Source organism: Methylocapsa polymorpha (assembly GCF_045689225.1).
Classification (GTDB): Bacteria; Pseudomonadota; Alphaproteobacteria; order Rhizobiales; family Beijerinckiaceae; genus Methylocapsa; species Methylocapsa polymorpha.
The window spans coordinates 3,152,665-3,164,865 of sequence record NZ_CP136862.1 but is presented as its reverse complement, the minus strand read 5'-3'; the positions used below and the strand labels follow the sequence as shown (position 1 = coordinate 3,164,865).

Sequence of the window (12,201 nt, the reverse complement as noted above, 5' to 3'; positions counted from 1 at the left end):
AATCTGAAGCGCTGCGGCTGACCGGATTCTTACGGCTCCCATAGCAAACAATGTCGAGGGAGGCATTTTGAAAAAGACGGAGTTTACGCTCTCGCCCGAACAAGACGTCGAAATCCAAGGCGGCCGCTTTATATCGACATCGAGCGAACCCTGGCTTGTGATCGAACCGCGCGCCGCGATCGAGCCCGGCAAGCTCATCGAGATCGTCTATCGCACGAGCTTTTGGGACGAACCAGCGCGGCCGGTTTTCCGGTTCTGGATCTCGGGCGGCTTCTGGCGGGACCAGATCGGGCCTGGTCCCATCGCTGGAGCCGCGATCTGGACCGGGCGGATTCCGGCTGGAACCATTCGCATCAGCGTAAGCCCCACCAATCGTCTCGGCCGGTTCGATTTCGACTTGTCGGCGATCCGACGGATTTCATCGGGCGCGCTCTTCGCCAAAGGATTGCGGCGGCAACCGCGCTCGGCGTTCGCCTCCATCCTTGGCCGCCGCATCGGCCGGGGCCGAGAACCGGGTTTCCGTCCCGACTGGGCCACGGGCTCCACGCCGATCGAGCATTACGCCGCATGGCGCAAGGCGCACAGCCGGCCGATCGATCTCGAGAGGATCGACGCGCCACGCTGCGACTGGACGACGAGCGCGGAAATCAATGTCGTCGTCGACGCCGAGCACGCCAGCCCCGCGGCGCTTGCGCGCCTGATCACGGCTTTGCGCGCGCAAGTCTACCCCCGTTGGCGCGTCATTTTCGTGGCCGATCATGAGCTGTCGAATCTGCCTGACGAACCGCGCATTCGTCGCCTGCCGCGCAATCAAGTCGTGGCGCTCCTGCGCTCGCTCCCGGCCGAGTCCATCGTCGCCGCAATCGCGGCCGGGGACGCGCCTTATCCTTTCGCCTTCGCCGCGATCATCGAAGCCGCGGCGCGACTGCCCGCAACTGCGATTTTCTATGGCGACGAGGATTATCCCCGTTTCGATCACAAGCTGGTCCCGGTTCTGAAGCCAAGCTGGAGCCCGGTCCTGCAAGCGAATCGTCCCTATCTCGGCCATGCCGTCTTTTTGCGGACACGGATCCTCGCGGACTGGCCGGACGACGATCTCTGCGCCTATGTCGATCGGTCTGAAATCCCCTCCCCCGCCGCGGCGCGCTTCGAGGCGGCGAAACCGCACTCCCTTCGGCGCGTCTTGCTGACCCGCGGCCAACCTTGGCCAGAACCTCAAGCGCCCTCGATCGGACCTTCGTCGGCGACGATCCGCCTCGCCGGCAATCCATCCGCCTTGATCATCATACCGACGCGCGATAGAGCCCGCGTCCTCAGCCGTTGTCTCGCGAGCATTTTCGCCAAGACGGCGTTCGACAATTTCTCGATCGTCATCGTCGACAACGGAAGCATCGAACCCGAGGCGCAGCGGCTTTTCGAGACATTTCGCGGCGATCGCATCGTCAGCGTCCTGCACAGTCCGGGACCATTCAATGATTCCTCGCTGTGCAACGCGGCGGCGGCCAGGCGCAAGGCCGATGTCCTGGTGTTTTTGGACAATGACCTGGAGATTCTTAGCGAGGAATGGCTTGGCCGCCTCGTGACGCGCGCCCTCTTGCCCGATGTCGGCGCCGTCGGCGGCAAGCTTTTCGGCCCAGACGGGCGCCTTCAGCAAGCCGGCGTCTCGCTCGGCATGAACGACGACACGCGCCGCTTCCGCGCCCGACGGCCTGACGGCTCCGCAGATTTGCTGGGATACAATGACGTCCTGCGCGAGGTCTCGGCAATCCCACGCGCTTGCCTTGCGGTCGCGCGCCGCAAATTCATGCTCGTCGGCGGCTTCGACGCGGATCATCTTCCGGTAGAGCATAATGACATAGACCTTTGCCTCCGGCTCTCCGAAAAAGGATGGTCGGCGCGATTTGATCCCGACGTTCGTCTCATTCACGCCGAAAGGGCGCGTTCGACATCCGCCGCATTTTGCTCCGAGCATGAGTCCGCCGAGCAGCGACGCTGGTTCGAGGCGCGTTGGCTCCCCGTCTTACGAGACGATCCGTTTTTTCATCCGGGCTTGTCGCTCCACAGTCCGGACGAGGCTTTGGGCTGACCTATTTCTGAGTCGCGATGACTCCCGTCAGCGCCGATGCCGACCCTCGGGCCAATTCAGGACAGCCCGGCGCAACTTTCATCGCCCACGTCTGGCAGGCTTGCTGAGAAAATTTTCTCACCCGACCTAACAGGACGAAATCATGAGCGCGCAAGACCCTTTGCAACAGCGTCTGGAATTCATCGACTTTGACGCCCGCGCGCGAGCGGCGATGCAGGAGCTGAAGCCCCTTATCAGCAAAACGATCGGTCCGGCCCTGGCCACATTCTACGACAAGCTGCGCGAGACCCCGGAGATGCGCAGGTTCTTCCGCGACGAGACGCATATGTCCGGCGCAAAAAGCCGCCAGGAACAGCATTGGGAGATCATCAGCTCGGCTGACTATGGCGAAACCTATGTGCGGGCCGTGAAGGCGATCGGACAGGCCCATGCGCGCCTCGGGCTCGAGCCGCGTTGGTATATCGGCGGCTACGCCCTGGTGACGGAGCGCCTCATCCATGCGCTGGTCAAGGACCATTGGCCCAGTCTGCTGCAGAGATCGAAAAGCGGCGCCGACGGCATGGCGGAAGCCTTGTCGGCTCTCGTGAAGGCGGTGATGCTGGACATGGACTATGCCATTTCATGCTATCTCGAAGCTCTCGACGAAGAGCGCCGCCGCGCCGAGACCGCGCGGCAAGAGGCCGAGCGCAAGACCGCGGACGCCATGCGCGTGACGGCGATGTCGCTGGAGCGTCTCGCCGCCGGCGATCTGGCCTCGCGCATCGACGCCGATCTTGCGGCCGAGTTCGAGCAGTTGAAAATCGATTTCAACGCGGCGGTCGCCAGGTTGCGCGAAGCAATCGCCGCGGTGGCGACATCGACTCAGGGCATAAAATCGGGAGCGGACGAGATCGCCCAGGCTTCGGAGGATCTATCGCACCGCACCGAAAAGCAGGCGGCGAATCTTGAGCAGGCCGCCGCAGCGCTGGAGCAGTTGACGGCCGGCGTGAAACAGACGGCGGCCGGCGCGGGAGAAGCGTCGAAGGTTGTCGCGACGATGAAATCCGACGCCCAGCATTCAGGCGACGTCGTCAAGCAAGCCGTATCGGCGATGGGCGAGATCGAGGCCTCCTCGCGGCAGATCTCGAAGATTATCGGCGTCATCGACGAGATCGCCTTTCAGACCAATCTGCTTGCGCTCAACGCCGGGGTCGAGGCCGCCCGCGCGGGGGAGGCAGGACGCGGTTTCGCCGTCGTCGCGCAGGAAGTCCGCGCTTTGGCCCAACGCTCGGCCGAGGCGGCAAAGGAAATCAAGGCGTTGATCGCCGCGAGCTCGGCCGAGGTGGGGGTCGGCGTCAATCTGGTGCGGCAGACCGGCGCGTCGCTGCAAAGGATTATCGATCGCGTCGCCGGGGTCGACAGCCTCGTCGCAGAGATCGCCGCATCCGCCAAGGAGCAGGCGGGCAGCCTCAATGAAGTGAATGTGGCGGTCAATCAAATGGATCAATTGACCCAGCAAAACGCCGCCATGGTCGAACAGGCGACGGCCGCAACCCATTCCCTAAAGGGCGAAACCGACGAATTGGGGCGCCTCGTGGCGAGGTTTCGCGTTGGCGAAGCCGACTCGGCGTCCGCCGCGCTCGCGCCAAAGCAGGCCCCAGCTGCACGTCGATCGGCGTGAGAAACGGGCGACGTTCGCGAGCGGGGCAAATGAAGAGCCCGCCGCTTAAACGGCGCACGAAAACTCACTCCCGCTCGATCCGAATCACTTGCGGCTTTTCGGCCAAGAATCCATCCGCAACGACCGCTTCGAGCGCCTGGCGGATGGTTTTCTCATGCGTCGCATAGGTGATCAGGATAACCGGAACGGCGCCGAACGGTTCGCCGTTCGCGCCGGGCATTCCGCCATGCGCGCCGGGGCGGCGGCGCTGCACGATGCTTTCCAGCGAAATCTCGCGCTCGGCCATGCGCGTCGCGATCGCGGCCGCGGCGCCCGGACGATCGAATACCGAAAGCCGGATGTAATAGCCCCCTTGTGCAACTGTATGCATGGCCTGCGGCGCTTTGGTGAGCGCCGCAACCGGCAGGCCGAAGGGCGCGGAGCGACGCCGCGCGCAATATCCGCGAGATCGGCGACGATCGCCGAGGCCGTGGCCTCGCCGCCCGCGCCCGGCCCGACGAGCGTCAATTCATGCACGGCGTCGGCGTCGATCGTCACCGCATTGGTGACGCCCATCACTTGCGCAATGGCCGAGGATTTCGCGACCATAGTCGGATGCACGCGCTGCTCGATGCCGTCTTGGGTGCGTTGCGCAACGCCGAGGAGCTTTACCCGATATCCCAGCTCCGCGGCGGCTTCGAGATCGGCGAGGGTGATCGACTCGATGCCCTCGACCGCGATCGACGCCGTGTCGATCACCGTTCCAAACGCAAGCGAGGTCAGGATTGCGAGTTTATGCGCGGCGTCGAAGCCGCCAACGTCGAAGGAGGGATCGGCTTCCGCATAGCCCAGGCTTTGCGCCTCGCTCAAGCATTGCTCAAAGGATTGGCCCTCCAATTCCATCTGCGTCAAAATATAATTGCAGGTGCCATTGAGGATGCCATAGACGCGCTCGATCGAATTGCCCGCAAGGCCCTCGCGCAAGGTCTTGACGATCGGAATGCCGCCGGCGACCGACGCCTCAAAAGCGAGCGCGACGTTCTTTTCCTCGGCGAGACGGGCCAGCCGCATGCCATGTTTGGCGAGCAACGCCTTGTTCGCGGTGACGACCGATTTGCCGGCGCCGAGCGCCGCCTCGACGGCGGCCAGCGCGACGCCCTCCTCGCCGCCGATGAGCTCGACGAAAATGTCGATCTCCTCAGCCTTGGCCAGAGCCGCCGGATCATCGAACCAGGTGAACCGCCCGAGATCGATTCCGCGCGCCTTGCTCGGATCGCGCGCCGAAACGCCCGTGACGGCGATCCTGCGGCCGAGCCGGCCAGCCAGCGCCTCAGCCTGGCGATCAAGCAGCTTTATGACGGCGGCGCCGACGGTGCCGAGACCAGCAATGCCGACGCGCAAGGGAGTGAGCATGGATGACGAAGCCAGATGCTGGAGGAGCGCCAAAAGAGCCGGCGGGCGGGACCTTTGAGAGCCATTCCGACTTCCGTCGAAACCGCCCCGCTGGGTCCCTCCGCGTCCGAGCGACGGAAAATGATAAATCCGGACCGGTTCGACGTCAGTCGAATTCGGCATCGTCGCGGCAGGCGAGTTTTGCCCTAGTTTTTCAAGCCGATCAAGGATGCGCGAGCCCGTCAAGGATGCGGCGGCATTGAGCTTCGCTCGCCTTGGCGGGTGTTTCGCGCGAGTGCGCCGATTTTTGCTTGTCGATCGGCGCAGATGGACAAGGCCAGCGGGGGCGGCGCGCCTCGCGCGGAGGCCTCAGCAAGGGATTGAGACTATGGCGTTGGACCTGAAAGGGGATTGGTCGGAGGCGGATCTCGCCAAATTGATCGCCTCGGTTAAAGACGACAGGGATTGGCGGCTTGAAGTGAGCAAGGAGGGCGTCGCCTCCTTGCAGGACAAGACCGCCAATCCGACCGGCGCCGATTATGACGAAGGCTTGCATTGCTATTTGGAGACCTGGAGCCAGGGAACCGATTTCGTCGGCTCCTCAGCGGCGGGCGACAAGGAGCTTGTCGGCAAGATCGCCAAGGCTCTGCGCGAGAACTATCCAAATTTGAAGAAGGACAAATTCGTCTACGTCGCCCTATGACGGTTGTGCGGCGGATCGCCGCCGCAGCTGATCAACAAGGAAGATTCAAAAAAGGGAGCGGTCCGAAACCCTCGCGCCGCTCCTCTAACACACGTAACGCACGGCGAAGCGACCCAGCGCCGAGACCTGCTCCTGCCGGCGCTCTCGGTCGCGATGGTTAAGGGCTACCCACCGGGAAAGCCCAAGCTCTGCCCATCCTTGGTTCGATCCGCCCCTCGTGTCCTTAGTCGGCGCGCCGCAAGCCTGCTTGCTTCGGCGCGCCGACGGCTTACATTGACAGGCAGCCGCCGAACGTCATTTCCGAAGACGATTCCGGGTTTCGAAAAAGTGATGCGAAATCAACCCGACCTGACCGAGAATGCGTTGCCAAGCCAAGGTGATTTCGCGTAGAGCATAGTCTGAAGGCTTATTTGGCTTTTTCGCGTCTGACATGCTTTAAATTGTTGATATGACGCGGCTTCTTATTGCTCCATTTGATCGAAAGTTTGCGCTAGGCCCAATGGGCGCGCCGCCTGCGGGAAGAGACCAATGACCTTTGTTGACGCTGTTGAAGTTGCCGGCCGCAGGACAGGCCATATCAAATTGCACAGTGAAGAGGCCTTCGCCGGGATGCGGCGAGTCGGACGCCTGACGGCAGAGGCTCTCGATCTCTTGACCGAATACGTTCAGCCGGGCGTCACGACCGACGCCCTTGACGCGCTCATCTTCGACTTCGCCATGTCGCACGGGGCCTACCCTGCCCCGCTCGACTATCGCGGCTATCGGAAATCGATCTGCACCTCGATCAACCATGTGGTCTGCCACGGAATGCCGGACCGCAAGCCCCTCAAGGGCGGGGACATCATCAATATCGATGTGACCTTCATCCTTGACGGCTGGCACGGCGATTCGAGCCGCATGTATCTCGTCGGCGAAGTTTCGCGACGCGCGCAGCGGCTGATCGAGGTGACCTATGAAGCGCTCATGCGCGGCATGGCGGTTGTGCGCCCCGGCGCGACGACGGGCGACATCGGCGCAGCGATCCAGGACTACGCCGAATCCGAACGCTGCTCGGTCGTGCGCGACTTTTGCGGCCACGGCCTCGGCCGCCTGTTCCACGACGAGCCCAATATTCTTCATTACGGCCGGCGCGGCGAAGGCGTGGTGCTGAAGCCCGGCATGTTCTTCACCATCGAGCCGATGATCAATCTCGGCCGGCCGCAAGTGAAGATCCTTTCCGACGGCTGGACCGCCGTGACGCGCGACCGCTCCTTGTCGGCGCAGTTTGAACATTCGATCGGCGTGACCGAAACCGGCTACGAGGTCTTCACGCTTTCGCCAAAGGGCCTCCATCGCCCGCCTTATGAAAGCGCGGCCGCGAGCGACGCATGACGAAGACGCAAGCCAGCCCCGTCGCGACTGGCGAAGCGCCGCATTATCTCGGCCATCGCGAGCGTCTGCGCGAGCGCTTCCGCAAAGGCGGCGCCGACGCCTTGGCCGAATATGAGCTGCTCGAGCTCATTCTTTTCCGCGCGATGCCGAGGCGCGACGTCAAGCCGCTCGCCAAGGCCCTCGTCGCGCGGTTCGGCTCCTTCGCCGAGGTTGTGGCCGCGCGTCCTGAACGCTTGCATGAAATCGAGGGATTGGGCGACGCTGCGATCGTCGAGCTGAAGATCATAGAGGCGGCGGCGAGGCGGCTGGCCAAATCATCGATCGAGAAACGCCCGTCTATGTCGAGCTTCGCCGCCGTCGTCGATTATTGCCGCACGGCGATGGCCTTCCTCGACCGGGAGGAGTTTCGGATTCTCTTTCTCGACAAGAAGAATTTCCTGATCGCGGATGAGGTGCAAGGGGTCGGCACGGTCGATCACGCCCCCGTCTATCCGCGCGAGATCATGCGCCGCGCGCTCGAGCTCAGCGCCTCGGCCATCATCCTGGTGCATAATCATCCATCGGGCGATCCCGAACCTTCGACCGACGACATCTATCTGACGCATCAGATCATCGCGGTCGGCAAGCCGTTGAAGGTCGCCGTTCATGATCATCTGATCATCGGCAAGCATGGCCACGCGAGCTTGAAAGGCATGCGCCTCATCTGAGGCACCGAGGCCATGCGCTGGCGCCTGGGCGGCGGCGCGCTCAGCATAAAGGCGTTCTCGGGCCCAAAAGCCTTTCCTCGCGACAAATAGCGTCAGTCGTGGCGATGAGCGGGAACCAAGCCCACGCACCGTCGTTGCCTGCGGGAAGCGAAGCAATCGCGGGCTCAGGAACGAAGGAGGACGGCGTGAGAGGCATATTCATGTCTGCGAGCCTATTCGCAATTGCGGCGCTGATCGCCGCGCCGGCGAACGCTCAGACGGCGGGCCAGGCCAATGCGCCCACTGACGCCGCCCAAGCTTCGCCCGCCGGCCAGGAACCTGTGGCGCATTTCTTGGCCAGCGCGATCCCCAACGCCAATTTCCTCGCCCAAACGAGTCGCATGGCGATTGGCCGTTCGAAAAACGGCAAGATTCGCGATTTCGCGCAGCAGATCGCCAAGACGCAAACGGCGGCGGCCAATTCCTTGACGGCATGGGTCAATACGAGCGGACCCGTCGTCACCAGCCGCTCCACTTTTTCGGGATCCACGGCCCGCGTGAGCGCGCCGCGGCTGCTGCAGTCGCAGGCCGATCTGTTGCAGCGTCTCTCGATCTTGCAAGGCCGCGATTTTGACGCGCTCTATATTTCGTCTCAAAAGGACGCTTTGCAGCAACTGGCGAATAGCTATCAGGGCTACATCGACAACGGCGGCGATCCCGGGCTGCATGCAATCGCGGTTCGCGAATTGGAGAACCTCATGACTGCTCTAACCAGGCTTGACGCGCTGTGAGGGAAGCAAGATTGGCTCAGTCTTGCTCGTCCTGACCCCAATGACTGATTGTCGAGACAGTTGGGTCGGATTAGTGGAGCCGGAATTCGCCATCCAAAGCCTTGATCTCGGCGGGCTTGATGAGCTTTGAATGTCCAACCCGGACGCTGTGAAGAGGCCCTTCGAGCTTTTCGCGCCAGAACGTCAAGAATTTGATCAAAGTGGGGAAATCCGGCGCTATATCGTAGTCCTGCCAAATATAGGTCTGCAATAAGCGAGGATGATCTGGCAATCGATAGAGAATTTCCGCAGTTGCAAGGCCATAGCCGGCGAGCTGCTTAATAAAGTCTTCAGAGACCCTATTTGTCTCAATCTTCTTGGCGTCGATCATTGCCTCATGCCTCCGCGCTAATGTTGCCCGGCAAACTTATTTCATCGCATCCGGTTCCCGCGTCGACGGAATCGCCTTCCACCCGCGCTTCTTGATTGAGCCTCAGTCATCTTAATGTAACGTTTTGCTTTGCACCCGTCATCTAACAAAGCGTCAGACAAGATGAGCTTTGCCCCATGCGCCGCCCCGTATCCGTCCGCCTTGGCGAGCCTGTCGCTTTGGAGACGGATGGAAAAGCTTCGCATTGGCCCATGCGCTCTATTGCGGCGCGAAGAGAGCTTGGTAGTCTAAACGCTTATCGAGAATCATTCGCGGCGCTGCGCGAATTTAGGCCGACCGGGGAGGTTTAGGCATGACTGAAATTACCGTCGCGGGCGAGACCTTCAACATTCTCGTCGAGGGAGACGAGACCAAACCGGTCCTGATGATTTCCAATCCGCTTGGAGTCAATCTCCGCCTCTGGGATCGTCAGGCGCCGGCGTTCCTCGAACATTTTCGCGTCCTTCGCTATGATTCCCGCGGCCATGGCGCAAGCGTAGCGGACGAGGGGCCCTATTCAATCGCCGGCCTCGCCCAAGATGCGCTCGCGATCCTTGACGCGCTGGACATAGAGAGAGCTCATTGGCTCGGTCTCTCCAAGGGCGGCATGGTCGGGCAATGGCTTCTCGCCCACGCGCGCGAGCGTATGGGCCGCGCCGTGCTCGCCAATACGGCCGCGCAGATCCCGAGCCCGGACCTCTGGAACGAGCGCATACAGGCGGCGCGAGACTCAGGCCTCGACGCCCTTGCCGAAGGCGTCGCCGAACGTTGGTTCACCAAGAGATTTCGCGAGACCGAGCCCGAGGCGGTGGAGAACGTCCTGGAGATGCTGCGTCAAACGCCGCTGCAAGGCTATACGGCTGCGGCTGCCGCCATCCGCGACGCGGATCAGCGCGAAATCATTCGAACGATCACCAATCCGGTTCTCGTCATCGTCGGCCGCCATGACCCATCGACTCCGCCGGGGCTCGGCGCCCTGGTCGCGAGCTCCATAGAAGGCGCCCAGCTTGCGACGCTGGAGGCGTCGCATATCTCGAATATTGAGGACGCAGAGAATTTCACGAAGACGGTGATCGATTTCCTGACCGCCAGCGACGTCCCCGCCCAAGAGGCTCCGCCGCGCCGAAGGGCTCCCGCCAAAAAGGCGGCGGCTAAGAAAGCGGCGGCTAAAAAGGCGCCCGTCAAGAAAGCAGCGGCGCAAAAAGCGCCGGTGAAGAAAGCCGCCGTGAAAAAGGCGGCAACAAAAAAAGCGTCAGCCAAAAAAACGCCTGCGAAAAAAGCGTCAGCGCGCAAGGCCCCGGCGAAGAAAACGCCGGTGAAGAAGGCGGCCGCGAAAAAGGCGGTCAGCAAAAAAATTCCAGCGAAAAAGGCTGCGGCGAAAAAATCCGTCGCCAAGACGACGACCAGCAGAAGGACCATCGCGAAAAAAGCTGCGCCGAAAAAAGCCGCGCGCCGGACCAAGAGATGACTTAGCCTAGGCTATCAAGACCTCAGCTTCGGCTCCGCCTCACAACGTTCTATATTTGCGGTGGACATAGGTGAGGCTTTCTCCTTCGGGACCAGAGTCCACGGCTTCGACTGCGCCGATGATGATCAGATGCGTCCCGACTTCCTTCGTCTCGACAAGGCGACAGTCAAGAGCCGCGACGGCGCCCTTGAGCGCGGGCGCCCCGGTCGCGAGCTTCGCCCATTCGCCGCTCTTAAATCTTTCGTCGAGATGCTGATCGGTGCGGCCGGCGAAGATATTCGAAAGCGCTTCATGCGAAGGCGCGAGCGTATTGATGCAGAACACGCCGTTTTCGATCAGCCTGGCGGCGGAGGGCGAGGTTTTGTTGATGCAAAAGAGCATCATCGGCGGATCGACCGTAATCGAGGTCACGGCGGTCGCCGTGATGCCGCCAAGACCGGCAGGGCCGCCCGTGGTGACGATATGGACCGCCGCGGCGACGCGGCTCATCGCGTCGCGAAATCGCGCCGGATCGACGCCGGCGCCGAGCGCGGCGGGGTTCTCGGTGCGTTGATTTGCAGATTCGGTCATTTTCGTCACCAGGCTCCTTTTCGACGCCGCTGCGGCGACAGCGCCGCTTTTCTAAATAGCAAAGGCAATCCGATAAACAAAGGGCGCATGCGCAAGCTGAGCAGGCGGCCTGCCGGACTGCGGCCTAGCAAAAAGAAGCAAGATACTGTCCACCAACGGAAAATCAGACAGGTTTCGAGAGGCGGCAAGCCCTGCGATCAGCCGAAATTGGCGAGGCCCGGAAACATTTGCAGCAGCCAGAATGAGAGATCCTGGATCGATCCGGTGAGGAAGGCGACGCCCGTCAATACGAGGAGAACGCCGACGACCTTTTCGAGCGCGCCGAAATAGCGCCTGAATCGCTTGATTAATCGAATGAAGGGCTCTATCGCCAGCGCCGCCAGGAAAAATGGCAGGCCAAGCCCGCTCGAATAGGCGGCGAGCAGCGTGGCGCCTTTGCCGACGGTCTCCTGCGACGCGGCCACGGCGAGAATGGCGGCGAGAATTGGCCCGATGCAAGGCGTCCAGCCGAAAGCGAATGCGAGGCCCATGACGTAAGCGCCCCAGGTCCCGACCGGCTTTTGCACATCGAGGCGCGCCTCGCGATAAAGCAGGGCGAAGCGAAAAACGCCCAGGAAGTGAAAGCCCATGAAGATGATCGCCACCCCAGCCAGAAGCGAGAGATGCGCAAGATGCTGATGCAGCGCCTGGCCGAAGGCCGACGCCGTCGCGCCAAGGCCGACGAAGACGGTGGAAAAGCCGCAGATGAAAAGCGCCGCGGCGATCAATATGTCCCGCCTCGCCCGGCTCTCGCGCCGGGTCGCGACCTCTTCAATTGTCGTTCCGGCGATGAAAGTAAGATAGGGCGGCACAAGCGGCAGCACGCAAGGGCTCAAGAAGGACAAGAGGCCTGCGAGCGCGGCGGCGGGAAAAGTTACGTCCTGGGTCATGCGCGCTTTTAACCGGTCCGAACACAGCGGGAAAGCGTCAAGGATGACGAAAGGGCGCGAGCGACGGCCGGGGTTTCGCCAAATTGATGGAATAGCTTCGGCGCGATTTTGATAGAGACGCCAGTTCGGCGATATGAAGAAACGGCAAAACTAAAGG

Annotated in this window: 10 protein-coding genes and 1 pseudogene; 7 read left to right on the top strand and 4 right to left on the bottom strand. The window is 62.0% G+C overall.

Going from position 1 to position 12,201, the window contains the following annotated elements:
- Positions 1-67: 67 nt before the first annotated feature.
- Complete coding sequence (locus RZS28_RS14635; RefSeq protein ID WP_407338472.1) at positions 68-2,086, top strand: glycosyltransferase; 2,019 nt, start codon at positions 68-70, stop codon at positions 2,084-2,086.
- Positions 2,087-2,228: 142 nt separating this feature from the next.
- Positions 2,229-3,746 (top strand): methyl-accepting chemotaxis protein, encoded by a 1,518-nt coding sequence (locus RZS28_RS14630; RefSeq protein ID WP_407338471.1) that lies wholly within the window; start codon positions 2,229-2,231, stop codon positions 3,744-3,746.
- A gap of 64 nt (positions 3,747-3,810) precedes the next feature.
- Here RZS28_RS14630 and RZS28_RS14625 read toward each other — a convergent pair.
- Positions 3,811-5,138, bottom strand: a pseudogene (locus RZS28_RS14625) (homoserine dehydrogenase).
- 367 nt (positions 5,139-5,505) lie between these two features.
- Here RZS28_RS14625 and RZS28_RS14620 point away from each other — a divergent pair.
- The 4 genes from RZS28_RS14620 to RZS28_RS14605 all read left to right on the top strand — a co-directional run bounded on the left by RZS28_RS14620 (position 5,506) and on the right by RZS28_RS14605 (position 8,668).
- Positions 5,506-5,820, top strand: a complete 315-nt coding sequence (locus RZS28_RS14620) for a hypothetical protein (RefSeq protein ID WP_407338470.1) — start codon at positions 5,506-5,508, stop codon at positions 5,818-5,820.
- A 528-nt stretch (positions 5,821-6,348) separates the two neighbouring features.
- Entirely contained in the window at positions 6,349-7,191 is an 843-nt protein-coding gene (map, locus tag RZS28_RS14615) for a type I methionyl aminopeptidase (protein ID WP_407338469.1), read from the top strand.
- Positions 7,188-7,898, top strand: a complete 711-nt coding sequence (radC, locus tag RZS28_RS14610; RefSeq protein WP_407338468.1) for a DNA repair protein RadC — start codon at positions 7,188-7,190, stop codon at positions 7,896-7,898. The genes map and radC overlap by 4 nt, the downstream gene beginning before the upstream one ends.
- A 185-nt stretch (positions 7,899-8,083) precedes the next feature.
- On the top strand, positions 8,084-8,668 hold the full coding sequence (locus tag RZS28_RS14605; protein WP_407338467.1) for a DUF4142 domain-containing protein: 585 nt from the start codon (positions 8,084-8,086) through the stop codon (positions 8,666-8,668).
- Between the two features lie 70 nt (positions 8,669-8,738).
- On the opposite strand, the gene RZS28_RS14600 is transcribed toward RZS28_RS14605, so the two are convergent.
- Complete coding sequence (locus RZS28_RS14600; protein ID WP_407338466.1) at positions 8,739-9,038, bottom strand: usg protein; 300 nt, start codon at positions 9,036-9,038, stop codon at positions 8,739-8,741.
- 352 nt (positions 9,039-9,390) lie between these two features.
- Between RZS28_RS14600 and pcaD the strand changes: the two genes are divergently transcribed.
- Positions 9,391-10,545, top strand: coding sequence for a 3-oxoadipate enol-lactonase (gene pcaD, locus RZS28_RS14595; RefSeq protein WP_407338465.1), 1,155 nt, complete (start codon positions 9,391-9,393; stop codon positions 10,543-10,545).
- 39 nt (positions 10,546-10,584) lie between these two features.
- On the opposite strand, the gene RZS28_RS14590 is transcribed toward pcaD, so the two are convergent.
- Positions 10,585-11,115, bottom strand: coding sequence for a flavin reductase family protein (locus tag RZS28_RS14590; protein ID WP_407338464.1), 531 nt, complete (start codon positions 11,113-11,115; stop codon positions 10,585-10,587).
- Positions 11,116-11,312: 197 nt separating this feature from the next.
- Positions 11,313-12,044 carry a cytochrome c biogenesis CcdA family protein gene (locus RZS28_RS14585; RefSeq protein ID WP_407338463.1) on the bottom strand — a complete coding sequence of 244 codons (732 nt, stop codon included), beginning with the start codon at positions 12,042-12,044 and terminating at the stop codon, positions 11,313-11,315.
- Positions 12,045-12,201 lie beyond the last annotated feature (157 nt).

Excerpts from the sequence above, each read along its gene's own strand:
- RZS28_RS14630 (WP_407338471.1), top strand. The coding sequence starts at position 2,229 with ATGAGCGCGCAAGACCCTTTGCAACAGCGTCTGGAATTCATCGACTTT.
- RZS28_RS14620 (WP_407338470.1), top strand. The coding sequence starts at position 5,506 with ATGGCGTTGGACCTGAAAGGGGATTGGTCGGAGGCGGATCTCGCCAAA.
- map (WP_407338469.1), top strand. The coding sequence starts at position 6,349 with ATGACCTTTGTTGACGCTGTTGAAGTTGCCGGCCGCAGGACAGGCCAT.
- radC (WP_407338468.1), top strand. The coding sequence starts at position 7,188 with ATGACGAAGACGCAAGCCAGCCCCGTCGCGACTGGCGAAGCGCCGCAT.
- RZS28_RS14600 (WP_407338466.1), bottom strand. The coding sequence starts at position 9,038 with ATGATCGACGCCAAGAAGATTGAGACAAATAGGGTCTCTGAAGACTTT.
- pcaD (WP_407338465.1), top strand. The coding sequence starts at position 9,391 with ATGACTGAAATTACCGTCGCGGGCGAGACCTTCAACATTCTCGTCGAG.
- RZS28_RS14590 (WP_407338464.1), bottom strand. The coding sequence starts at position 11,115 with ATGACCGAATCTGCAAATCAACGCACCGAGAACCCCGCCGCGCTCGGC.
- RZS28_RS14585 (WP_407338463.1), bottom strand. The coding sequence starts at position 12,044 with ATGACCCAGGACGTAACTTTTCCCGCCGCCGCGCTCGCAGGCCTCTTG.